Annotated in this window: 24 protein-coding genes; 17 read left to right on the top strand and 7 right to left on the bottom strand. The window is 59.3% G+C overall.

What is annotated here, in order from left to right; translation table 11 throughout:
- Positions 1-165: 165 nt before the first annotated feature.
- The 4 genes from AC4HNJ_RS09160 to AC4HNJ_RS09145 are packed head-to-tail and all read left to right on the top strand — an operon-like array spanning position 166 to position 2,490.
- A complete protein-coding gene (locus AC4HNJ_RS09160; protein WP_490479258.1) occupies positions 166-825 on the top strand; it encodes an energy transducer TonB in 660 nt (219 codons plus the stop codon).
- 47 nt (positions 826-872) lie between these two features.
- Positions 873-1,631, top strand: a complete 759-nt coding sequence (locus tag AC4HNJ_RS09155; RefSeq protein WP_490479257.1) for a MotA/TolQ/ExbB proton channel family protein — start codon at positions 873-875, stop codon at positions 1,629-1,631.
- Positions 1,632-1,641: 10 nt separating this feature from the next.
- Positions 1,642-2,064, top strand: a complete 423-nt coding sequence (locus AC4HNJ_RS09150) for an ExbD/TolR family protein (RefSeq protein WP_490479256.1) — start codon at positions 1,642-1,644, stop codon at positions 2,062-2,064.
- Between the two features lie 6 nt (positions 2,065-2,070).
- A complete protein-coding gene (locus tag AC4HNJ_RS09145) occupies positions 2,071-2,490 on the top strand; it encodes an ExbD/TolR family protein (protein WP_490479255.1) in 420 nt (139 codons plus the stop codon).
- Between the two features lie 139 nt (positions 2,491-2,629).
- On the opposite strand, the gene AC4HNJ_RS09140 is transcribed toward AC4HNJ_RS09145, so the two are convergent.
- From AC4HNJ_RS09140 to AC4HNJ_RS09125, 4 genes are all read right to left on the bottom strand, one after another.
- Positions 2,630-3,373, bottom strand: a complete 744-nt coding sequence (locus AC4HNJ_RS09140; protein ID WP_490479254.1) for a pyridoxine 5'-phosphate synthase — start codon at positions 3,371-3,373, stop codon at positions 2,630-2,632.
- A 43-nt stretch (positions 3,374-3,416) separates the two neighbouring features.
- Complete coding sequence (locus tag AC4HNJ_RS09135) at positions 3,417-3,743, bottom strand: 4'-phosphopantetheinyl transferase family protein (RefSeq protein ID WP_490479440.1); 327 nt, start codon at positions 3,741-3,743, stop codon at positions 3,417-3,419.
- A gap of 389 nt (positions 3,744-4,132) precedes the next feature.
- Positions 4,133-6,073: an acetate--CoA ligase gene (gene acs / locus AC4HNJ_RS09130; RefSeq protein WP_490479253.1), complete on the bottom strand. Its 1,941-nt coding sequence runs from the start codon at positions 6,071-6,073 to the stop codon at positions 4,133-4,135.
- A gap of 125 nt (positions 6,074-6,198) precedes the next feature.
- Complete coding sequence (locus AC4HNJ_RS09125; protein ID WP_490479252.1) at positions 6,199-6,573, bottom strand: hypothetical protein; 375 nt, start codon at positions 6,571-6,573, stop codon at positions 6,199-6,201.
- Here AC4HNJ_RS09125 and AC4HNJ_RS09120 point away from each other — a divergent pair.
- The gene (locus AC4HNJ_RS09120; RefSeq protein WP_490479251.1) at positions 6,555-8,756 is read left to right on the top strand and encodes a hypothetical protein; all 2,202 of its coding nucleotides are present in this window, start codon (positions 6,555-6,557) and stop codon (positions 8,754-8,756) included. The two genes, AC4HNJ_RS09125 and AC4HNJ_RS09120, sit on opposite strands and share 19 nt — an antisense overlap.
- A 41-nt stretch (positions 8,757-8,797) precedes the next feature.
- Entirely contained in the window at positions 8,798-9,880 is a 1,083-nt protein-coding gene (locus tag AC4HNJ_RS09115) for a PA0069 family radical SAM protein (RefSeq protein ID WP_490479250.1), read from the top strand.
- Positions 9,881-10,053: 173 nt separating this feature from the next.
- Here the strand turns inward: AC4HNJ_RS09115 and AC4HNJ_RS09110 are convergent, their stop codons facing one another.
- On the bottom strand, positions 10,054-12,108 hold the full coding sequence (locus AC4HNJ_RS09110) for a S9 family peptidase (RefSeq protein ID WP_490479249.1): 2,055 nt from the start codon (positions 12,106-12,108) through the stop codon (positions 10,054-10,056).
- 129 nt (positions 12,109-12,237) lie between these two features.
- Between AC4HNJ_RS09110 and xth the strand changes: the two genes are divergently transcribed.
- From xth to AC4HNJ_RS09065, 9 genes are all read left to right on the top strand, one after another.
- Positions 12,238-13,017: an exodeoxyribonuclease III gene (gene xth, locus AC4HNJ_RS09105; protein WP_490479248.1), complete on the top strand. Its 780-nt coding sequence runs from the start codon at positions 12,238-12,240 to the stop codon at positions 13,015-13,017.
- Between the two features lie 5 nt (positions 13,018-13,022).
- Complete coding sequence (locus AC4HNJ_RS09100; protein WP_490479247.1) at positions 13,023-13,700, top strand: YecA/YgfB family protein; 678 nt, start codon at positions 13,023-13,025, stop codon at positions 13,698-13,700.
- 214 nt (positions 13,701-13,914) lie between these two features.
- Positions 13,915-14,748, top strand: coding sequence for a pirin family protein (locus tag AC4HNJ_RS09095; RefSeq protein ID WP_490479246.1), 834 nt, complete (start codon positions 13,915-13,917; stop codon positions 14,746-14,748).
- Positions 14,749-15,006: 258 nt separating this feature from the next.
- The gene (locus tag AC4HNJ_RS09090; protein WP_490479245.1) at positions 15,007-15,471 is read left to right on the top strand and encodes an SPFH domain-containing protein; all 465 of its coding nucleotides are present in this window, start codon (positions 15,007-15,009) and stop codon (positions 15,469-15,471) included.
- Positions 15,472-15,670: 199 nt separating this feature from the next.
- The gene (gene rsmG, locus AC4HNJ_RS09085; protein ID WP_490479244.1) at positions 15,671-16,333 is read left to right on the top strand and encodes a 16S rRNA (guanine(527)-N(7))-methyltransferase RsmG; all 663 of its coding nucleotides are present in this window, start codon (positions 15,671-15,673) and stop codon (positions 16,331-16,333) included.
- A gap of 88 nt (positions 16,334-16,421) precedes the next feature.
- Positions 16,422-17,273 (top strand): ParA family protein, encoded by an 852-nt coding sequence (locus tag AC4HNJ_RS09080; protein WP_490479243.1) that lies wholly within the window; start codon positions 16,422-16,424, stop codon positions 17,271-17,273.
- Between the two features lie 7 nt (positions 17,274-17,280).
- A complete protein-coding gene (locus AC4HNJ_RS09075) occupies positions 17,281-18,150 on the top strand; it encodes a ParB/RepB/Spo0J family partition protein (RefSeq protein ID WP_490479242.1) in 870 nt (289 codons plus the stop codon).
- Positions 18,151-18,346: 196 nt separating this feature from the next.
- A complete protein-coding gene (locus tag AC4HNJ_RS09070; RefSeq protein WP_490479241.1) occupies positions 18,347-19,063 on the top strand; it encodes a glycosyltransferase in 717 nt (238 codons plus the stop codon).
- Between the two features lie 111 nt (positions 19,064-19,174).
- Positions 19,175-19,543: a DUF488 domain-containing protein gene (locus AC4HNJ_RS09065; protein ID WP_490479240.1), complete on the top strand. Its 369-nt coding sequence runs from the start codon at positions 19,175-19,177 to the stop codon at positions 19,541-19,543.
- Between the two features lie 29 nt (positions 19,544-19,572).
- Here the strand turns inward: AC4HNJ_RS09065 and AC4HNJ_RS09060 are convergent, their stop codons facing one another.
- Positions 19,573-20,499 carry a patatin-like phospholipase family protein gene (locus tag AC4HNJ_RS09060; protein ID WP_490479239.1) on the bottom strand — a complete coding sequence of 309 codons (927 nt, stop codon included), beginning with the start codon at positions 20,497-20,499 and terminating at the stop codon, positions 19,573-19,575.
- A 121-nt stretch (positions 20,500-20,620) separates the two neighbouring features.
- A complete protein-coding gene (locus tag AC4HNJ_RS09055; RefSeq protein WP_490479238.1) occupies positions 20,621-21,592 on the bottom strand; it encodes a helix-turn-helix transcriptional regulator in 972 nt (323 codons plus the stop codon).
- Positions 21,593-21,749: 157 nt separating this feature from the next.
- Here AC4HNJ_RS09055 and AC4HNJ_RS09050 point away from each other — a divergent pair, with 157 nt between their 5' ends.
- Together AC4HNJ_RS09050 and AC4HNJ_RS09045 are read left to right on the top strand one after the other, a co-directional pair.
- Positions 21,750-22,607: a hypothetical protein gene (locus AC4HNJ_RS09050; protein WP_490479237.1), complete on the top strand. Its 858-nt coding sequence runs from the start codon at positions 21,750-21,752 to the stop codon at positions 22,605-22,607.
- A gap of 95 nt (positions 22,608-22,702) precedes the next feature.
- The gene (locus AC4HNJ_RS09045) at positions 22,703-23,515 is read left to right on the top strand and encodes a DUF481 domain-containing protein (RefSeq protein ID WP_490479236.1); all 813 of its coding nucleotides are present in this window, start codon (positions 22,703-22,705) and stop codon (positions 23,513-23,515) included.
- Positions 23,516-23,526 lie beyond the last annotated feature (11 nt).

Here is a 23,526-nt window from a genome sequence, read left to right as displayed (position 1 = left end):
CGTCTTTCACTTACACAAAAGCTATACAAACGCCATGTGCTGTTGTACCGTTGGACTTTTCCCGCACTGTCCAGTGGCAAATGTCACCCTATTTGGGAACGGCTTTGCCGCTGAATGCTGCGACCACGTCATCCCGATTGACTAGCTCCTGATTGAAAGCGACAGATGGCCTCAAGTAACCAAGATACCGGCGAGAAGCCGTTCAGTTGGGGGCGCACATGGGCGCTGGCGGTAGCCATCGCGCTTCATGCGTTTGCGTTCCTAATACTGATCGCACCTGCAGCACCGCCGAAGACAGCGGAAGTGCACAAAGAAAAGATCGTGCAGGTGAACTTCATCGAGCCGCCTCCGCCTCCGCCTCCGCCGCCGCCACCGCCGCCGGAGCCGCCAAAGCAGCCGCCGCCGAAGATCATCAAGCAGGTGATTCCACCACCGACGCCGCCGCCACCGGCACCGCCGCCGGCTGTGGAAGAACCTTCGACCAACCCTGCTCCTTCGCCGCCGCCAGCGCCGCCAGCACCACCGGCACCGCCAGCAGACATTACGGCGAGTCAGGACATCAGCTACAACAGCCGTATGCAGCCGAGATATCCGCCACAGGCAATTCGCCAGCGGCATGAGGGCACGGTAACGTTGTTGATCTTGGTGTCCGTGGATGGCACGCCGAAGGACATCAAGGTCGAACAGTCCAGTGGTTATCGCGAACTGGATCGCGCAGCGGTGGAGGCGGCACAGAGGTGGCGCTTCAATCCTGAAGTTAAAAACGGTAAGAAGGTTGAAGGTTACGTGCGCGTACCCGTCAACTTTAATCTCAATCAGCTGTAATACCCATTACAGTTACAGTTCACGCCTGACTTCCAAGGGTAGCGTTTATGTTCCAACAGACTCCTCCGGCTCTAGGTGGCAATGCCAACGCCCAAGCCATGCAACAGATGGGCTTCGGTGACCTTATCCATAACTTCGATCCGCTTGGCTGGATCGTTTTCATCGTGCTCGTGGTGATGTCGTTCTCCTCGTGGTACTTCATCATCGCCAACGCGATTCGCAATGCGATGGTTCGTGGTCGCGCCGACGGCGTGATCAACGGCTTCTGGTCCAACAACTCCACGCAAGATGCCATTCGTGAGCTGGAAGCCCAGCCCAAGGGCGAACCATTTTCCAAGATCGCTCTTGATGCCGCTTCTGCAGTGGCGCATCACCAGCAGGCTTCCGCCGGTGGTGGTCGTCTTGCCGAGTCGCTGAGCCGTTCGGAGTTCATTGACCGCGCCCTGCGCCAGGCTGTCGCTCGCGAAAGCCTGCGTCTGGAAGGCGGCATGACGCTGCTTGCTACCGTTGGCTCCTCGGCACCGTTTATCGGTCTGCTCGGTACGGTGTGGGGCATTTACCACGCCTTGATCCGCATTGCAGCGTCCGGTAACGCTTCGATGGAGGCTGTGGCCGGTCCAGTGGGTGAAGCGTTGATCATGACCGCGTTCGGTCTGTTCACCGCTATTCCTGCGGTGCTTGCCTACAACTTCTTTACCCGTTCGAATCGCCTGACCTATGCCCGCTTCGACGAATTCGCGCATGATCTGCACGACTTCTTCGCAACCGGCGCTCGTGTCGAAGGCGTCGCTCCGACGCAGAAGTGAGGATTGATCCATGGCGATGAGCTCCGGAAACGAATCCGGCTCGCCGATGTCGGAAATCAACGTCACGCCGCTGGTTGACGTGATGCTGGTGCTGCTGATCATCTTCATGATCACAGCACCGCTGATGTCGCACCGGATCACGGTGAAACTGCCCACGGCGAATCCTCACCAAGAGGATACGACGCATACAGTGGAGCCGATTGATCTTGCCGTTAAGGACGATGGCAGCATGTACCTCAACGACAGCCAGGATCCGATCAGCGAAGTCGAACTGAAGTCAAAGTTCCTGACCTATGCACAGCAATCCCCGCAGCCTGAGCTGCAGATTCGTGCGGCGAAGGACACTGAGTTCAAGATCGTTCGCAAAATTCTTGGCGATGCCAAGGCTTCGGGAATGGTCCATGTCGGCTTCATGACCACCGGCAAGGAGTGACGAGCCATGGCATTTAGTAGTGGAAGTGGCAAAGGCCCCATGGCCGACATCAACGTTACGCCGCTCGTCGACGTGATGCTGGTGTTGCTGATCATCTTCATGATTACGGCGCCGATCTTGACCCATAAGATCAAGATCGACTTGCCGCAACCGAATCCGAACGTGATTCCGCCGAATAATCCGCCGGAGCCGGTGCATTTGAAGATCGACCAGTCGGGTGCGTTCTACTGGAACGATACCCCGGTGGACGAACAGCAGTTGAAAACGCAGATCGCGGTCATTGCGACCAAGAGCGAAGCCGATCAGCCGGAAGTGCAGATCGACGCAGCGGATGAAGTGCCTTACCAGGTTGTGGCTAGGGTGCTTGCCGACGCGAAGAGCTATGGTCTGAATAAGATCGGTTTTACCGATAACGGCGACCAATAACTAGACTGGTTGAATCGGAACAGTTCAACCACTTAGTAGCGTTACCCATGGAAACCCCCGCTCAGGCGGGGGTTTCTGTTTTTGAAGAAGGGAGGTTGCCAAAAACCAAATGTGATTCAGCTATCTAGACGGCTAAACGTTAGCGAAGAATTTGCAAATAGTTGCGCACCGTATGGGCAAGCCCCTCATAAAGCGCTTCGCCAATCAGCGCATGTCCAATCGACACTTCTGCAAGACCCGGAATGGCCGCACGCAATGTGCCTAAATTGGCCTGACTAAGATCGTGGCCCGCATTGACGGCCAAGCCAGCCTGTTGCGCTCGACGGGCTGTATCCACGCACAACGCAAGTTGCTCCTTGGCGTCACCCTCGGCAAATGCCTGAGCATAGGGGCCCGTATAAATCTCAATACGCTCGACGCCAATGGCTACTGCATGCTGGAAGCCACTCGCTCCTGGGTCTACAAAAAGGCTCACTCTGCAACCAAGATTACGCAGCTCTGCCACCAACGGACGTAGGCGTTCCGCGTCGTTTGCCAAATCGAATCCATGATCGGATGTAATCTGTCCATCGCTATCAGGCACCAAGGTCACCTGCGTTGGGCGCACCTCGTGCGCGAGTGCTATCAACCCAGGATAAGCGCCTCGCGGCGCCGCAAATGGATTGCCTTCGATGTTGTATTCAACCCGTCCACGAAGTACCGCGGCCAATGTGCGCACGTCATCCGGTCGTACATGCCGCATGTCGGGGCGAGGATGCACGGTAATGCCACCGCAACCAGCTTCCATACAGGTTATGGCTGCGCGGGTGATATCGGGTTCCTCACCGCCACGCGAATTGCGTAGCACGGCAATCTTGTTGAGATTCACGCTAAGCAGAGTCATGGATCACAAAGAACAAGGGGATGGGCCGGACACAGTGCTCCGTTCAAGCAGCATCGGCAAGTGTCTGGATGAGGACCGAATGCGCCGCGCCACGCCACGCCACGCTGGCTATGTAATCGGACCCGAGACCGATCGTGTGCAGTTGCCAGGAACCGGCGTCGTCGCCATCCAGCCACAACAGTCGCGCGCAGGCCGGCTCTACGGAAAGGCGCAAACGATCGAGCCCGAAGGCAATTCCTCGTCCCAAGGCCTTGAGAACAGCCTCTTTGCCGGTCCAGAGCCGAAGAAAGGCAACTTCCCGTTGTCTGGGGTCGAGCTGTGCGAGTGCTGCGCTCTCTTCCGGATGAAAAAACCTCTCGGCAAGAGCCATCGCGCGTGGACGCGCGCGCACGTGTTCCACATCGATTCCCGGAGCAACATCGCGGGCAACGGCAACCAGGGCGACATTTCCGCTATGCGACCAATTGAATCGCAGGGAGTGGCGCCAAGGTTCCGCGAGTTCCGGCCGTCCATGCGCGCCTTCAACAAGATGCACGTCGCGGGATGGCAAACCCAGGTACACACCAAGCAATGAACGAAGCGGCTCACGTCGTGACGCGCGCTCATATCGCATTCGCCAAACATGGATCGTCCCTGCCTTCCATGCGGCGACGATGCCCGCAACATCCTGATCTTGATCGGTTCGCATGCACACATGCTGCCGAAGGCCACGGCGTGGCACAACCTGTGCCCACGCCGTGGCCGGAGTCGGGCACCACCTCAGCGAATCAATCGTTCGTCCACCAGGCTCCTGACCACGCCGGGATCGGCCAACGTGGAAATATCACCGAGCTGGTCCGGTTGGTTTTCGCCGATCTTGCGCAGAATGCGGCGCATGATCTTGCCCGAGCGCGTCTTCGGTAAGCCAGGTGCCCACTGGATGTAATCCGGCGTGGCGATCGGCCCGATCTCCTTGCGCACCCAGGCGACCAACTCCTTGCGCAAATCATCGCTACCTTGCTCGCCGGCAACCAAGGTCACATAGGCGTAGATGCCTTGCCCTTTGATCTCGTGCGGGCAACCCACTACAGCCGCCTCCGCTACTTTGGGATGCGCCACCAGCGCGCTTTCGACCTCGGCGGTACCGATGCGATGCCCGGATACATTGATGACGTCGTCGACGCGGCCCGTAATCCAGTAATAACCGTCCTCGTCACGGCGTACACCGTCGCCGGTGAAGTAATTGCCGGGATACGCTTTGAAATAAGTATCGATAAAGCGCTGGTGGTCGCCATACAACGTGCGCATCTGACCCGGCCACGAATCGGTAATCAGCAAATTGCCCTCGGCAGGCCCTTCCAGCACCGCGCCCGAGGCATCGACCACGGCAGGCTTGATGCCAAAGAACGGCAACGTCGCCGACCCGGGCTTGGCGTCGATCGCACCTGCCAGAGGCGTAATCAGAATGCCGCCGGTTTCCGTCTGCCACCATGTATCGACAATTGGGCAGCGGCCGTCACCGATCACGCGGTAATACCATTCCCATGCTTCTGGATTGATGGGCTCACCCACCGAGCCGAGCAGACGCAAACTCGCTCGCGAGCATTTTTTTACCGGCGCTTCACCTTCGCGCATCAATGCGCGAATGGCTGTCGGCGCCGTGTAGAACAACGAAACCTTGTGCTTATCGACGACCTGCCAAAACCGGCTGAAGTCGGGATAATTCGGCACCCCGTCAAACATCACCGTGGTGGCGCCATTGGCCAGCGGCCCATACACCACATAGCTATGCCCGGTAACCCAGCCCACGTCGGCGGTGCACCAATAGACGTCGTCGTCGCGCAGATCGAACACCAGTTCGTGGGTGTAGCTGGCGTAGACCAGATAACCTCCCGACGTATGCAGTACGCCTTTGGGCTTACCTGTCGAACCGGAGGTATAGAGAATGAAAAGCGGATGTTCCGCTTCCATAGGTTCGGCAGGGCAATCCGCAGACTGCCCTTCCATCAGGACGTGATAATAGCGGTCACGGGGTGATTGCATGGGCACCGCCGAACCGGTACGGCGCACCACGATCACGGTCTCTACGCTGTTCGTGCCGGGGCGTTCCAAGGCGGCATCCACGTTGGCCTTCAGCGGGATTCTCTTGCCGCCGCGCACACCCTCGTCGGCCGTCACCACCACCTTGGCCGTGGAATCAGCGATACGGCCTGCTAGCGAGTCGGGAGAGAAACCGCCGAACACCACGGAGTGAATCGCACCGATGCGGGCACAGGCCAGCATGGCGATGGCTGCCTCGGGAATCATCGGCATGTAAATCGCCACGCGATCGCCTTTGGCGACACCAAGGTGTTTCAGCGTATTAGCGAACTTGCAAACTTCCGCGTGCAACTCTCGGTAACTGATGCGACGCGACTCGGATGGATCGTCACCCTCGAAGATGATGGCAGTCTTATCGCCCCGCGTCGCCAAATGACGATCCAGGCAATTTGCCGAAACATTGAGTTCGCCATCCTCGTACCAGCGAATATGCAGGTTATTCGGATCGTAGGAGACATCGCGGATCCGAGAGGGCTGCTTGATCCAGGCTAGTCTTTCGGCGACACGTGCCCAAAAGCCCTCGGGATCCTTCACTGACTCTGCATACGAGTGTTCGTAGTCGGACTTGCGCAGGTGCGCCTTAGCTGCGAAGGCGGGATCGACCGGATAAACCTTTGACATACTTGCCTCCTGCTCACCGGTCTGCCGGGAGCGTGCTCAGTGGAAAGCCGCCCGACACGTTGTGCCGTGCCATTCGCAGGAGTGTACCGTTTGGGCGGCTAAACAGCCAAAGTTGCACTGCAACATCAAGCCGATGGAGGCTCATCATGCTGATCGTGATGCTGCACCAGTTCGATCGTGGCTTCCGGGCGTGCCTGGGCATCGATGTGCGCCTGCGCAAACGCTAATGTGGTCGCAATCATGCCAACGATGCCGAAAAACAGCCCCATGGCCATAATGTTCGCGCTGTCGCTCGTAAAGCAGACTATCCATGAAAGCAGTGTGGCGATCAGCATTAGCGAGCGCATGACGAGCCCCGTGACATGCCGCGGCAAATTCTCATAGCGCCTCCCACAAACGCGATGTGTGATTAATCTACTCCCGCTGCAGGCGGCGATCCGTAAGATGAAACCCATCGCGACACGCCCCGAAACGGAGAGCAATGGCTGATCGACATCCACCCTTATCCATCCTGCAATGGGCGCGCCGTACGTGGCTGAGCGCCCTGGATGGGATGGGGATTATCCTGGATCACTGCAAGCCGATCCGCGTTTCATTGCTGCTGCTGGCGCTCGCTATCTTGATCATCACCAACGTAGATCAAGCAGCAGAGCTCTTCTTGATTGCCATGTGGGTGGACCCTAGCAGCACCCGCTACCTTTTCTTACTGGCCACCAGCGCTCTCGCTGGCATCGCCATGTGGTACACCGCCTACCAAGCCTATCGCTTGACCTATCCACGTTGGCCGGCATTGCAAGATCCCCGTGCGGTGGCTTTGCGCCAATGGGTGCCGCGAGTGCTGGGCATTCTGGTGCCGCTGCTGATGCTGTTCGGCTACCTGATGGCGCTGCGAACTACGCCCCATGCGATATGTGCCACGCATGCGCAATGCCGGCGGCGCGACTTTCGCACGGCTGGCCTGCTCATCGAAGCGGCGGCGATGATTGTCTTCTTCATCGGGAGAGAGCGCCTACTGGCTATCGCAGCTCGGCGCCAGGCCAACCTTAGCTCCCGCGGATTGCGCCTGACCTCGATTACGACACTGGGTACTGTGCCACTCAGTGTGTTTCTTGCCGTGCTCATGCTCAACGTCATGATTACGGTACTCGTCGCCTTCCAGCCCCGTCAGTTCGACGGCATGGGTTCGCTGGCGGTGCTTCTGATCACCGGCAGTTTCTTTTGCATGAGTGGCGGCTTTCTGTGCATGCTGGCCGACCGTCGCGGCGTGCCCTTGCTTAGCCTGCTGGTATTGATGGCAGGTGTTCTGCACGTCCTGCATCTCAACGACAACCATCGCGTTCGCCAATATCCGGCAATGAGCACGCATCAGCGACCGGCACCTGCCCCGGCCGATCATCGTCCCGATTTCGATGCTTATGCGAAAGCGTGGCTCGCAAGCCGGTGCAGGCCACAGCGCGCTTGCCCTCTCATCATGGTCTCAGCCGAAGGTGGTGGCCTACGTGCTGCTGCATGGACCGCCATGGTCCTAAGCCGTTTTACCGCGCTCATCGACGTATCGTTTCCGCCAAATGGCAGCGAACCGCTATTCGAGCGGTACTTGTTTGCTGGAAGTGGTGTATCGGGTGGCAGCCTAGGACTGGCCACCTACGTGGCCGCGCTCAGCAAGGCACCCGGGACAGGAATCTCCGCGCAGTCTCGGAGCGAACAAATCCTTGACCACGATTTTCTCGCACCGCTCATGGCCAATGCATGGTTTATCGACTTCACGCAACGTTGGCTGCCCGGAGCCCTCTTCAATGATCGCGGCCGTGCACTTACCCGTGCCTGGGAACAGGCGGCGCAGGAAGAAGGTATTACGGCATTTGCCCGTCCTTTTTCAGAACTCTATGAAAGCGAGAACGCGACCGGCAGCACCCGCACGCCGGCGCTATTCTTCAACAGCACCACGGTGGGGCAAGGCTGGCGCTTCATCCAAGACCCTTTTAGACCTTTTGCCCATTCGCCCTGGACTACCGCATACGATGGATCGCGCTGGCTGGACCCGCGCGTGCCGCTGAGTGAGGTAGTGCTCAACAGCGCTCGTTTCACTTACCTCAGTCCAGCCGGTACGTTGCAGGCCGTTTCCAGTGAGGATCCGTCGGTATCGTTGCCCACGCTACAACTGGTCGACGGCGGCTATTTCGAAAATTCAGGCACGACGACCTTGCGCGAGCTGATGCAACGCGTTCGCGCCATGGCTGCGTCGGAAGGCCAGCCCGTGCAGTTCATCGTGATACACATCAGCAATGATCCAAGCCTGCACGATTTTGTCGATCAACATAATCCGGCCAACCCACTGCCGCTTTATTCCGCCGCCTGTCCTCGCATACCCAGCACGACAGAGCGTAAAACGTATGGCGAAGCCACGGCCCCCATGGTGGCGCTCCTGGAAACGCGGGATGCGCGTGGTGAGTTTGCGCGATCCGAATTGATGGCCTCGCTGCACATCGATGCGATCAATCCCGGTGACGGCGATGTGTTATGGCACATGCGTCTGTGTCCGGGAAATTACCCGCTTCCTCTCGGCTGGACGATCTCTTCTCCCGTTTTTGGAGAAATGCATCGTCAGCTTGAGCAGAACTACCCGATGGCGGCCATGGCGTCCTGGTTGGCGGACAAGCTGAAGAGTGCAAAACAACCCTGAATGTCGCGTCGCCTGAGATAGAGTTGGCGCATGATGGGCACATGTCCGATTCCTCCCAAGCAATCAAAGGCCGAGGCGCTGCGTCCAATCCAGAGGGACGCTTCGAGACAGTGCGACATCACGCCGAAGACGATGGTTGGCAGCGACCGGATGCTGGGGAAGAGGTATCGCGACCGCGTACCGAAGTGACCGAAGAATTCGCTCGCAGCGTCATTACACACAACGATTCGCCTGACATTCCTTTCACTCAGGCAATGAATCCTTATCGGGGATGTGAGCACGGTTGCGCTTATTGCTACGCGCGTCCTAGCCATAGTTATCTCAATCTTTCCCCTGGACTGGACTTCGAGACCAAACTGCGTGCGAAAACCAATCTGGCGGAGGTACTACGCCATGACCTCGCCAAACCAGGTTATGTGCCGGCTCCGATCATGATCGGAAGCAATACTGACGCTTATCAACCCGTCGAAAAAAAGTGGCGTCTTACCCGTGCCGCGCTCGAGCTGTTGGCCGAATGCCATCATCCCTGCACCATCGTCACCAAGAACGCATTGGTGGAACGCGATCTTGATCTGCTGGTTCCGATGGCGAGGGAAAATCTTGTCCAGGTATTTGTGTCGATCAACACGCTCGACAACCACCTGGCGGCAAAACTGGAACCACGCGCAAGTGCACCGCATCGGCGGCTGAAGAGTATGCGTATGTTGGCGGAGGCGGGTGTACCTGTAGGCGTATTGGTGGCGCCGATCATTCCCGCATTGAACGATCGTGATGTCGAAGCGGTGCTTGAAAAGGCTGCTGATGCAGGAGCCCGTTGTGCGGGCTACACCACATTGCGCTTGCCACATGAATTGAAGGATTTATTCCGCGAGTGGTTGGCTTTGCATGTACCTCAGCGCGCCGCTCATGTCATGAGTCTGGTGCAGCAAATGCACGGCGGCAAAGATTACGACAGCGACTTCGCCACTCGCATGCGCGGTAATGGGGTTTTCGCGGAGTTAGTGAGACGGCGCTTTGAACGGGCTTGTCATCGCTACGGGCTTAACCGCAGCCGCGATTTACGCTTGGATGTCTCGCATTTTGTACCGCCCCGCAAATCCTCGCCGCAGGGCGAACTGTTCTGACGCTGTGTTGACGTCTCCCGCAGTATCCGCCCAAGTTCAAAACGAGCGGGTCGGCGGTGGGAGTGGCAAGTCCGCTGCTCGTTGCAACGTCTGCGTGGGCCCTCCCACCGCCCTTCGTTCGTCCCTTCATCTGACGGATGCATATGCGCCCGGCAGCGATGAAGACGGCTTTCTTATTGCCCCGGCGGCAAATACTTCTCGAACCAGTTCAATGCACGCTGCAGCACGTCGCGCTGATGGGCGGGGTTGTAAAAGTGATGTCCCTCATTCGGATACACCACGAGCGACGTAGGTACGCCCAGTGTGCGCAAGGCGTGCCAGTACTCGAATGACTGCGGTGCCGGACATTCCGCATCACGCTCGCCGACCACGATCAGCGTTGGTGTCTTCACTTTCTTGATGAAGTTGATCGCAGAGCTTTTTGCATAGACAGCCGGGTCGTCATACACGGATGCACCAAAGAACGGGATCATCCATTTGTCGATCAGGTTTTCCCCGTAATAGCTCTGCCAGTTAGCGATACCGGCACCAGCGACCACGGCACGGAAGCGCTGTGTTTGCGTAGGCGCGAACATGCTCATGAAACCACCGTAGCTCCAGCCGGTCAGGCCAAGGCGATGGTCGTCCACCGGCACCATTTTTTCCACAGCGTCCACGCCAGCGAGCGTGTCGCGCAGGTCACCGTAACCGAAGTCCTTGCGATTGGCCTGTACGAAAGCCTCACCCTGGCCAAAGCTGCCGCGCGGGTTCGTCATGAAGACAAAATAGCCCAGCGAAGAGAATGGCGCTGCGCCATAACCCACCGACGGCCAATGCGGGATGACAGCGGCGGACGGACCGCCGTGCACATTGACGATCATCGGGTAGCGCTTATGTGGATCGTAATTGACCGGATAAAGCAGCCAACCTTGCACGTGGAACCCCTCGTTGTCCCACTCAACCGAGCGGGCCTTGCCCCAGCTGGGTTTCAAGTTGGCGTTGATGGCGGTGATCGCGTGGGGCATCTGCGCACCGACCGGTCCGGCATACACCTCTGGTGCCGCCTCAAACGATGACTGGCTGAAAGCCATCGATGTGTGATTCGCGGACAAGGAAAGTGCCGCGAGCGCGCTGCCGTCGCCCATATAGCCGGGCGCAGTGAACAGCACGCGCTGCTGCTGGGCACGATGGCCTTGGACGGCGTACTCGGCAACTTGCAGCTGGCCATTGGTGACCTGGTTTACCAGCATGGATTGCGGCGAGGTCCAGCTAAACCAAGCCGGCGTCACATGGATGCCCGGTGTCAAATCGACTGGCGCGCCGCCGCTTGTTGCTACGCTGTAAAGGTCGCCACCGGTCGAGCCTTGATCGCTCATCAGGCCGCCGATGAAAGCTATGCGCGAGCCGTCCGGCGACCAGCGCGGCAATGCAATCTGCAACCCATGCAAAGAACCGCTCACGGTATTGGGATCCACCAACGCCGTACGTATCGCGGCAGGGCGCGTGCCTTGTACGTATAGCTGAGCGATCCACCAGTTGTTGTCGCCAGGCGCAGGAGCCGCTACGTAAGCCAGCCGATTGCTATCGGGCGCCCAGCTGAATTCGTACACGTAGCTATCGGCCGGCGTCACCTGCACGGGTGCTCCGCCTTGTGCGGAAACGGTGGCAACGCGCTGCACCTCAATGCCTTCAACCCCGATTTCGCCGGTGGCGGGTTTGGCTGCGGCGAGCGCACTGGCGCGGCGGGTGGCGCCTTCCACGTAGAGAAAGCCCAGGGTCTTTCCGTTGGGAGACCAGCTCAGGGCGTGCACGTAGCCATTGAGCGAAGCCAGGTGTTCCGGCTTGGTTTGGGAGAGGGTGTCGAGTACATAGATATCCGGCTGCTTGCTGCCGCCCATGCCGGCACGGGTGCTGGCGCAATTCGACAGGAAAGCCAGATGCCGTGAATCCGGCGACCAGGCCAGGTTCGATTCGCTGCACGTACCCGGTTTTGTCATCAAGCCGACGCTGTGGGCATGCTTGCCGTCCGCATCAGCCAACATGATGCTCGGCTTGTCCTGGGTTTCCACGACCCAGGCCAGCTGGCGGCCATCCGGCGACAGCGCCACTTCATTGATGTTGCGAACTTTTCCTAGCTGGGTCAGCAAGGCTTCGATACGCGGGTCGGTCGTAGTGTGCGTATCGGCGAAGGCGGCCGGCACCAGGAGGGCGGCCACAATGGGTAGCAACAGGCGGGCAGGTTTGAGCATGACGAACGTTCCGCGGGCACATGGAAGCCCTAACGCTAGCAGCTGCAAGTGCCATTACCCATGTGCATGAAGGCACTTATCCCCTCCGAGCCCGGCCGGTAGCCATCTCTCATCCCTTACAATCCGAGCATGAAAATTGCCTCATGGAACGTCAATTCGCTAAAGGTGCGCATCCCGCACCTGACCCAGTGGCTGGCCGATGCCCGTCCGGATGTCGTCGCACTGCAGGAAACCAAGCTGGAAGACGCGAAATTTCCCGTGGATGAGCTGGCCGCCGCCGGTTATCAGGCGGTATATGCCGGGCAGAAAACCTACAATGGCGTCGCCGTGTTGGCACGCAATGACGTGAGCTTTGTTTTCGAGGACGTGCTGACCGACGTTCCAGGGTTGGATGATCCGCAACGGCGCATCCTGGCAGTTACCGTTGGCCGCGTGCGCGTGGTCGATCTTTACGTGGTCAACGGCAAAGCCGTAGGGGACGAGAAATACGCCTACAAGCTGCACTGGCTGGAACAGGTACGCGCGTTTCTGGCGGACGAGATCCGGCGTTATCCCAAGCTGGTCGTGCTGGGCGATTTCAACATCGCGCCGGATGACCGCGATGTCTATGACCCGGTCGCCTGGGGCGAAGAGGTGTTGTGTTCGCCGCCCGAGCGATCCGCGCTGAAAGCCATCCTTGAGCTGGGTTTGCATGACAGTTTTCGGCTCTTCGAGACCAGCGGAGGCCAGTACAGTTGGTGGGACTACCGACAAGGTGCATTCCGGCGCAACATGGGCCTGCGCATCGACTTGATCCTGCTGGGCGACGCCCTGAAATCATCTGCCAAGGCCGCCGCCATTGACCGCGAACCACGGCGTTGGGAACGACCCTCCGATCACACGCCGGTCACCGTAGAGCTGGATATTTGATAACCATGAGCAATACCAAGACCGATTGGCCCAGTTCATTGGACGACAGCGAACTCGACGAGCTGGACGCTTACCTGCGCACCCATGCGCAAGAGGGTCATTTGCTGCTCGATGGCGTGCACGGCTTGCTCAGTGCACTGGCAGTGGGACCGACCCAGGTGTTGCCCGAGGAGTGGCTACCGGAAGTACTGCACGAGCCCTTTGCCGATGAAGACGAGGGCAACCGTGTGCTGGCCTTGCTGGCGAAGCTCAACGACTCCATCGGCGCCGAATTGGGCGTGGAAGCCTACGAACCCATCCTGGGCGAAGTGGAAACCGAAGCCGGACCGGCATTGTCTGCAGCAGGGTGGTGTGAGGGTTTCAGCCGCGGCATCGATCTGCGCGCCTCGCTGTGGGAAAAACGCCTTGCCGACGATTCCTCTTTGATGGAATTGCTTGGTCCCGTGATGGCGCTCGCCGTCGACGAAGGCATCCTGAGCGCCGATGCCGAATTCGAAAAACTGGGTGACGAAGAATACGACGAATGCCTGGCCCAGCTACCGGCCGTGCTCATGGCTGTCAATCAGTATTGGTACGAACACCCGGCAACTGAAGCGGAACTTGATGCGCTCAGTCATGCGAACAAGGAAAAGAGCGAGCCCCCCGCTCCGCCGCGGCAGCGCAGCGGCCACTGGGTGCACTAGACGGCGAAGGCACATAGCGAGCACGCGGGCTCGCTGTCGCGACCATCATGGGCGCCTTGCTTTTCGAGCGGCACTATGCGTGCGGCAATGCGTCTGATGCTTGCGTCTTCATCGGCTTTTCCATCGGGAAACAATCCGTTCACTTGGCGCCACTTGGGTGCGCCCGCCGATGCGCTCATCATTTGCTACAGATCTTTACTTCGTGGAGCAAGCCATGACCGAGCGCCGCATTCTTCGCCGCATCCGCGGCATTGATACCTCGGACGGAGCAGGCGTCAAACTCAAACGCATCATCGGGCAGCCTGGACTGGACATGCTTGATCCTTTCCTGCTGCTGGACGAATTCCGTTCCGATCAAGCGGGTGACTACATCGCCGGTTTTCCGGAACATCCGCATCGCGGTTTCGAAACCGTGACCTACATGCTTGCCGGCCACATGCAGCATGGCGACAACCATGGAAATCGCGGCGACCTCAAGCCCGGCAGCGTGCAGTGGATGACGGCGGGCCGCGGCATCCTGCATTCCGAAATGCCGCAGCAGGAAAACGGCTTGATGTGGGGCTTCCAGCTATGGGTGAATCTGCCGGCCAAGGACAAGATGTCCGCGCCGCGCTATCAGGATATTGATCCTGAGCGCATCCCGGTCGTTTACCCGGCTGACGGCGTGACGATAAAGGTCATTGCCGGGACCCTAGGTGACGCAAACGGGCCGGTATCCGGCATCGTGACTCAGCCTGTTTACCTGGACATCACCATTGAGGCTGGGGCGTCAGTCGACATCCCTCTTCCTGAAGGGCATCACGCATTTGCCTATGTGTTCGATGGTGCTGACGCCAGGGTCGCCGGGGAAAAGCTTGCGCGCAGCGAATTGGCGGTGTTGTCCGACGGCGGTGGCGTGCGGATTGCGGGGGGCGAGGGCGCGGCGCGCGTGTTGCTGGTGGCTGGCCAGCCCTTGCATGAGCCGGTCGCCCGTTATGGCCCGTTCGTGATGAATACACCGGAGCAGATTCACGAAGCGATCGCGGATTTTCGCGCCGGCAAGTTCTAATTCCGCCCCCTCTTTAGACCCGACGCCGCCCTGCCGATATTCCATCGGCGGGGCGATCTTCGTTCTGGGGGAACCCCGGCACGTCCTATGCATCACTTTCATTAAATAGAAACTGTTAAGAGTTTGAATAGTGATGGGCTTGCGAAGCCCGGGGAACTCTCGTTAAATTAGGATTAATCCAAGCAGGTTCATATGCCTGTAAAATGATGCTTCGTAAAGTTTTTAGAAATAAACCCTAAACCATTGTTTTAACAGATCATGACTGTCCTGACCTTCACTTTGATCATTGCAGTTCTCGCCCTCGGCGGGATAGCGGTGAAGCGTGTACCCGCAGGGCAAGTCCATAGCCTGTACCGCCATGGCAAGCCGGTCCGCCTGCTGCAACCCGGCACACATGTGGTGATGCCGCTGCTGGATCGTGTCGGTCATCGCATTGACCTGGGTGGCCGGATGCTCCGTTTCGACGCTTCCCTGGCCGAAATGCGCGCAGTGCGCGGCACGGTCTACTGGCAGGTGCTGGAGCCGGAGCGGGTGGATGCGGTGATCGAGCAGGCCGACCAGTTGATTCGCCGGTGTGCCCTGGAGGCTTTGCAAACGGATGCGGAATCCGAATCCGAATGGGATCGTTACCGGGAAGTTGCTGCTGGCCTCAAGTTGACGCTCAACAAAGAACTGCGCGAACGCGGCGTTATGGTGACCCGCGTGGAGCTGGAATCTGCCTGAGAGGCAAACAACCCGCCAGGTAGCCCAAGAAGCACCGGCTCAGGGGAATGCTGAAATATCGACCCGCCACGGCGGGTCTTCTTTTTGACGCGCGCCGGAGCAGGGCCGTACTACGCCCATCCGCAGCGCGGCCGGTACCGGAACTTGGCATTCGCCGCTATCGGCATAGATACTGCGCGGCCGCGCCCGAGGATCCCTGATGACAGAACGCTCCGTCCTGCAGACCCAACTTGAACAGGGCCTTCATACCCTAGGCCTTGTGTTGCCGGCGGATGCAGTGGCGCAGTTGCTCGACTATCTCGCCCTGCTGCAACGGTGGAACGCGGCTTACAACCTCACCGCGATTCGCGAACCCGGCGAGATGGTCGTCAGGCATTTGCTCGATTCGCTGGCCATCCTGCCTTATGTAGAAGGGCAAACACTGGCAGATCTGGGTACCGGCCCCGGTTTGCCGGGCATTCCGCTCGCGATAGCTCAACCGGGCCGGCAGGTGCTGCTGGTGGATTCCAACGGCAAAAAGGTACGTTTCCTGCGTGAAGCTATCCGGGCGCTAAAGCTGGATGGCGTACAAGCCGTGCAATCGCGTGTGGAAGCCGTGGAAGGTCAGTTCGATTGCGTCACGGCACGCGCCTTCGCCAGTCTCTCGGACATGCTCACGTGGGGTGGTCATCTGCTGGCACCTCATGGGGTCTGGCTGGCGATGAAGGGAAAGGCATTGGACGAAGAGCTGCAGGCCGTACCATCCGCTTTCGAGATACGCGGCATCCACACGCTAAAAGTTCCTGGGCTTGAACCGGCCGAGCGCCGCTTGATCGTGCTGGGACACGCGCCAGGGCCGCAGGGATCGCTGGCCAAGGCATGAAAACCCATACGCGGCGGGCCGTTTCGCCCCCTTCCTGCTAATCTAGCCACCCTTTCGAACCTATCCAACTCACGGTACCGGACGAGACATGGCGCGTATCATCGCTGTCGCCAACCAGAAAGGTGGCGTCGGCAAAACGACCACTGCTGTCAATCTTGCCGCAGCGCTCGCTGCGGCAAAGCGCAAAGTGCTGCTGGTCGATCTCGACCCGCAAGGCAATGCGACCATGGCGTCCGGAGTGGATAAGCGCGATGTCTCACCCAGTGGTTGCGAGGTGTTGCTAGGCGAAGCACCTATTGAACGGGCCATCGTTACGACGGAAGCGCACTACGACTTGCTACCGGGCAACGGCGACCTCACTGCGGCCGAACTCAAGCTGATGGATGCGCTGGCGCGTGAGAATCGCTTGAAGGAGCAGCTCGCCAAAGTCGACAGCAAGTACGACATCATCCTGATCGATTGTCCGCCTACCTTGCACCTGCTCACCGTGAATGCGCTTACCGCGGCCAACAGCCTGCTGATTCCTGTGCAGTGCGAGTATTTCGCACTGGAAGGTTTGTCCAGCCTGCTCGATACCGTGAAAGCCGTGCGCCAGCATCTGAATCCGCAGCTGGAGATCGAAGGCCTGCTGCGCACCATGTACGACGTGCGCAATAACCTCGGCAATGAAGTATCGGCGCAACTGACCCAGCATTTTGGCGACAAGGTGCTGCGCTCCATCATTCCGCGCAACGTGCGCCTCGCCGAAGCGCCCAGTCACGGCCAGCCGATCCATCTCTATGACCGCAGCTCACGTGGCGCCATTGCATACATCGGCCTGGCTGGCGAAATCATTCGCCGCGAGCGCGGTTCGCAGGCGGCGGTAGCGGCGTTGCACGCCATGCATGGCGATTCACCCGAAGCCTCGGTGGAAGCCTCGGCACATCTCGATCAGGAGTAAGCACTAAGTGTCTGCCGCGAAAAAACGTGGACTTGGACGCGGGCTCGATGCCCTGCTGGGCGGTGGCGATGCCGGCGCTCCGTCGGTGATCGAACAGGAAGGCGAGCTGCGTACACTGCCGATCCAATACATCCAGCCCGGCAAATATCAGCCACGCCGTCACTGGAACGACGAAGCGCTGGATGAGCTGGCCGCATCGATTCGCGCACAAGGCCTGATCCAGCCGGTGGTCGTGCGCGCGATCGGCAAGAACAGTTATGAACTTATCGCGGGTGAACGTCGCTGGCGTGCGGCGCAGCGCGCGCAACTCAGCGAGATTCCCGCGTTAGTCAAAGATGTGCCGGAAATCGCCGTGCCGGCGATGGCATTGATCGAAAATATCCAGCGCCAGGATCTCACACCGCTGGAAGAGGCGGATGCGATCAAGCGCTTGCTCGACGAATTCGATCTCACGCATCAGCAAGCTGCTGACGCGGTGGGCCGCTCGCGTGCTGCTGTATCCAATATGCTGCGCCTGATCGATCTACCGGCTTCCATCAAGCGCCTGCTCGACGACGGCAAGCTGGAGATGGGTCACGCCCGTTGTTTGCTCACCTTGCCCGAACGCGAGGCTGAAGCGCTGGCGCTGGAAGCGGCGCGTAACAACTGGAGCGTACGCGAACTCGAAGATGCTGCCCGCAAGGCGCAGACCGCACCTAAGGGCAAAGCCAAGAGCGCTCCGACGCGTGATCCGAACATCGATGCGCTGGAACGCGAGCTGGCCGAGCGCTTTGCCACCAAGGTGGAAGTTGCACATAGTCGGGGCGGTCGCGGCAAGCTGGTGATCCACTACCACAGCAACGACGAGCTGGAAGGGATTCTCGGCAAACTCCGTTGAACTGCTCATTGCCTTCTCTCTTTCGAAGAGAAAGGGCCGGGGTGAAAGGACAATCTTGCGAGGAAACGGGAATTTCTCGCACCGCCGCTCGGACGGCGCTTCATCGCTATCCCGAGGCAAGATCGACTGTTCACCCATCTTCTCTCGCAAGAGAGAGGGCTTAAAAACAACAGATTCGCATCACAAGGCTAAAGCCATGCCGCAACTTTCCGTCGTCGTGCCCGTCTTTAACGAACGCGACAACATTCCACCGCTGCTCGCTGAAATCGCTGCTGCGCTACGCGGCCGGCTGGACTTCGAAATCGTCTACGTCGATGACGATTCCAGTGACGACAGCCGCGCGATCTTGCAAGCACAAAAAGCCACCTATCCAGAGCTGCGTGTGTTGCATCATGTCAATCGTAGCGGACAAAGCACGGCCGTGTGGAACGGCGTCCGCGCTGCGCGGGCAGCCTGGGTTGCGACGCTCGACGGCGACGGACAAAACGACCCCGCGGATATCCCTAAGCTGCTCGCTGCACGCGATGCTGCGGAACCCGATATCAAATTGTTCGCCGGCTGGCGCACGACGCGTCGCGATAGCTTCAACAAGCGTATTTCTTCCAAGATCGCCAATGCCGTGCGTTCACGCATGCTGCGGGATGCGACACCGGATACGGGCTGTGGGCTCAAATTGTTCGAGCGCGAGGTGTTTCTGCGCCTGCCTTACTTCGATCACATGCATCGCTATCTGCCTGCCCTCGTAAAGCGTGCGGGATTCCGCAGCCAAAGCGTGCCGGTCGGGCATCGTCCGCGTACTGCCGGCACTTCCAAATACGGCATGCTCGATCGACTCTGGGTGGGGCTGGCGGACCTGCGCGGCGTGGCCTGGCTGATGCGCCGGGCCAAGGTGACTCGCGTCGAAGAATTCTGAGCATGGTTCGCACGCGGGCGGAATAAGCATTTTCCGGCCGGAAATCGCATCGGTTCCGCCACCAAGGCGTATGCTTACAACGATGTAGCCCCTAAGTCTGGAGGGCCACTCGTGAGCATTGCCGTCAAACGTGTCTACGAACCGGCCGACCGATCCGACGGTTATCGCGTACTGGTCGATCGTTTGTGGCCACGCGGTTTGAAAAAAGACGAAGCCGCCTTGGATGTATGGGCGAAGGAACTGGCGCCCAGTACCGCGCTGCGCAAATGGTTCGGCCACGATCCCGCGCATTGGGAAAGCTTCCGCCATCGCTATGCCAGCGAACTGGACGCATTGAAAAGCTTCTGGCAACCCCTGGTGGTTCGTGCCGAACGCCACCGCGTCACGCTTCTCTACAGTGCTAAAGACGACGAACACAATCAAGCCGTGGCGTTGAAGATGTATCTCGATAACTGGATGAGGGCGAACGGACTGCGTTGAACCGATTTCCGTTCCAGACGGTCTTCGCGTCATCGCGATCCTGGATTCCAGCCTTCCAGCGCCGTTCGCATTTTTTCCCGCCCCAACTCGATCAGTTCACGCGCACGGTGGAACGCATAGACCGTCGATACATTGCGCGCTAATTGCACCAGCAGGTCCGGTTGATAGGCGGCCAGGCGCAGGCGTGAAAGATTGGCCTGCATCAGATCCATGGATTGCCCGAGTAATTCCAGTGCGCCCGGCTCATGCGGCTTGGGTGTTGCCGATCTGGAGTCGCTGCCGATGAGCAGGCGTCCCAACAGGCGCCCGATGCCACCCCTGGCTTTTGTTTCACCCGCGGAGATTTCCACCGGCAGGGTTGCTTCGGCAGGTCCATCGATGCTGACGGCGATCACGTAATCGGCTGAGTCGCGAATCAGCGGCGTGACAGGAACCGGATTGAGCAGTGCGCCATCCACGAGCACCCGTCCGTCGACGGAATGGGGGCGAAATAAGGTAGGTATGGCGATCGATGCGCGGATGGCATCGAAGAGCGAGCCGCGTGTCAGCCATACCTCGCGTTCGCGCTCGATATCCGTGGCCACGGCGGTAAAAGCCATCGGCAGTTCTTCAATGCGCACATCGCCAATCAAGTCGCGCATGGTGCCGATGATCTTCTCGCCTTTGATGAATCCACCGCCGGCGAACGAAAACGACCAATCGACCAGTTTCAGCACGTCAAACTTATCCAGCGAGCAAACCCAGTCACGATAGATATCCAACTTGCCGGCTGCATGGACGCCGCCGATCAATGCGCCCATGGAGCAGCCGGCGATGGCAACGATCTGGAAACCTTGTGCTTCGAGTTCTTCAATCGCTCCGATGTGCGCCAGCCCCTTCGCTCCGCCAGCACCCAGTGCAAGTGCAACGGTGGGCTTGCGGGTTGCCTGTTCGGGCGAGGGCTCAATCTGATTCATGGACAGAAGGATGGAAGGCTGCACGGAAGGAATGAGGAATGTTCACACTTTGCGCCGTCGTGATGTACCAGTCTTGATCAGGCATGCACGTGCGCGCGCCTGTCATTCGTTCTGGATGTTCTTATTGATATCCCGTCAGCGCGAGCTGCAACATGATCTTCATTTCTTCGCGCAATGGCAGTGGCGCGACGATCTCGGCGTCAGGTCCATACTTGAGCACGTCCATCAGCAGCTCGCGTGAATTGGAATAGGGTAGCTGCAATTCATAACGCCCATCCGGCAGCCAGGTTCCTTTTTGCTGCGAATGCCAGTGTTCATCCGCGACCCAGCGCGCCGCGTGAGCGGAGAAGCGGATGGTGGCCCAAGCCTTGGGTTTGCCGGCGAAGATACCGTAGCTGGAAGCCAGCAACTCGTTGAGATCAGACTCTGCCACGTCGATGGCCTGCTCATCCATGGCATGGGGTTCGGCAATGCGATCGACGGCAAAGCTGCGCAGCGCTTCGCGGTCATGGTCCCAGGCATCCAGGTACCAATTGTCGCGGTAATGCGTCAGACGCTGCGGCGAAACGGTGCGTTTGTTTTCGCTGTTAGTGGTGCGTGCGCGATACAAGAAGCGCAGCTGTTTGCGGTCCAGCACCGCACCTGCAGTGATACGAAAAACCTGCTGATCGAGCTTGCGCTCACCCCATGGAATCACGCGGATGCGCTCCACCGGCAAGGCTTTGCCGCTGGCGCGATCGGAAAGCAGATGCTCGATGCGTGCTTTGAACGGCGCCAGCGCGCCGGCGAGCACGCCCGGACCGCTACGGCCGATCAGTTCGTTGAGGGCCAGCAGTGCAGCCAATTCGTCCGAGGTCAGCCACAAACCGGGCAGCTCGAAACGTTGTCCTTCGGTAGCTTCGTAGCGGAACGCGGCGTGCTCTCCACCCGCGCTCTCGATCGGAGCGCCGAGCGCATCGCGGAGAAAGGCAATATCTCGATAAAGCGTGGCACGCGAGCACTCTAGCTCGTCCATAAGCTTGGGCAACGGCACCGGGTAGTGGGCCGATTTCAGCAAGCGGTGCAGGGTAAGAATGCGCTCGTAACGATCCATGGGGACATTCAGCAACCGGTTTTTTGTGTAGCATGGCCATGCTACGTGACGCTCGCAAGCGTGCGTCGGACTTTCCCCGGTCCACATGGATAAATCCACCCTTCCACCGCAATCGTTCAGCGGCGATCCGGCGGCTCCGCCCGCAGGTTTGGCGCCCATGATCCTGGAGGTTCTGGCCTTATGCGGCTATGGACTGTGGATGCTGCTTGGGTTGGCCCTGGCCTTGGGAATCTACAACCCCGGTCGCTGTAATGCGCTGGTGCCGCTGGCCTTAGGCTGCGCATTCGTGAGTGCGGGTCTGCTCGCCGCCACCGTGCATTGGCGGGCCATGCCGGAATGGCACGGCTGGTACATAGGCCATAAGCAGCGACCCACTCGCGAGGCCTTGCTGGCCCTGGCGACTTATCTGCCCATGCTTGGCCTGGCAGGCCTGGTCCGCGGGAATGAAAGCTTTTGGGCCACTCGTCTGATCAGTGTTGCGCTCATGCTGTGCAGCCTGTTCTGCCTGGTGTCCAGTGCTTACGGCTATCGGACCCGCCGTCTCGCCAGCCGGGCGGGGATAGCCACGCAACTGCCGGTCAGCCGCGTGCTGTCCGCCTGGTACGGCGGTGGCCTGTGGCTGTGGGTATGCGTGATGTTCCAGGCCGGTCCTCTCGAAAGCGGGCTTACTCCCCGGCCCTGGGTCATCGGGCTGTTGTTGATGGCCATGCTGCTTGGCCTGGTGGATGGCGTTGCCTGGCACTCTCTGCGTGGCTCAAGACTGGGAGATCCCTGGCGACGAGCCCAAGGGTTCCAGGCGCGCCGGTTTTTGGCCGCCGCACTTATTTGCGCGGTGCCGTGCCTGAGCTTGCCCTTGGTATCCGTGGTTCCGGATGGCCGCTGGCTGGCGCTGGGCGCAGCGATGGCCTGCGTGATCGGAAAAAGCCTGGAGCTATGGCTCTACGATTTCGCGCTGATCCGCTTTGCGCTAGGTGTGGGTGAACCGGAGCCCATCGGGTCTGAAATCAGGCATTAAGATCGCTCTAAATATTCACAAAAGGTTCAAGCCCTCCAGTTAAAGTGTCGGGTCCAACAGCTTTTTAACAATCCCCACCACTAGGACCCCCAGCGATGAAAACTTTGCTGATGACCAGCCTGGCGCTCGCCACCCTGGTCGCCTTCGCTGCCCAGGCCCAGGACACATCCTCCGGTACCCAGACCAGTTCGGGTAATTGGACAGGTTCGGGCGAGCTGGGCTTTGCCTCGACGACCGGCAACTCCCGTTCGCAGAACGTGAACGCAAAGCTGAACCTGAGTCAGGAAACCGACCAGTGGAAGAACAACTTCTTCCTCGATGCGCTGCGTGACAAAGGGCAAGTGACGGTGACGAACGCCCAAGGCGCTTCGGTCAGGCAGTTCGATACCACGGCCAACCGCTATGACTTCGGCGCTTCGGCTGGCTACAAACTTGACCCGCGCAGCTACATTGTGACGGCGGGCCGTTATGACCATGACGACTTCGGCGCCAATCGCTGGCAAGGTACGGTCTCCATCGGCTATGGCTACATAGCGCTGAAAACAGAACGTACCCAGCTCTCCTTCGAAATCGGTCCGGGTTATACCGAGTACCAGCCGGCCACCGGTACCGAGACCATCAACGGACAGACCGTGCCGCTCGCCGAGCCGAGGCAAAGCGAAGTGGTCGCGCGTGGCTTGGTGAACTACAAATACCGCCTTACGGCAAACACCGCATTCGACGATACGCTCCTCACCGAAGCCGGCACCAAGAACACCTATCTGCAGAACGACGCAGGTCTTGCCGTCAGCATGACCAAGAAACTCTCGATCAAGGTGGGTTTCCAGGTACGCCACAACAGCCAAGTGCTGCCCGGCATCCGCAGAACCGATACATTGACGACCACCAATCTCGTCTACAACCTGTAATCGGCGATAGC

It is taken from the genome of Dyella sp. SYSU CM1112 (genome assembly GCF_058216415.1).
This window is presented reverse-complemented; position numbering and strand designations above follow the sequence as displayed.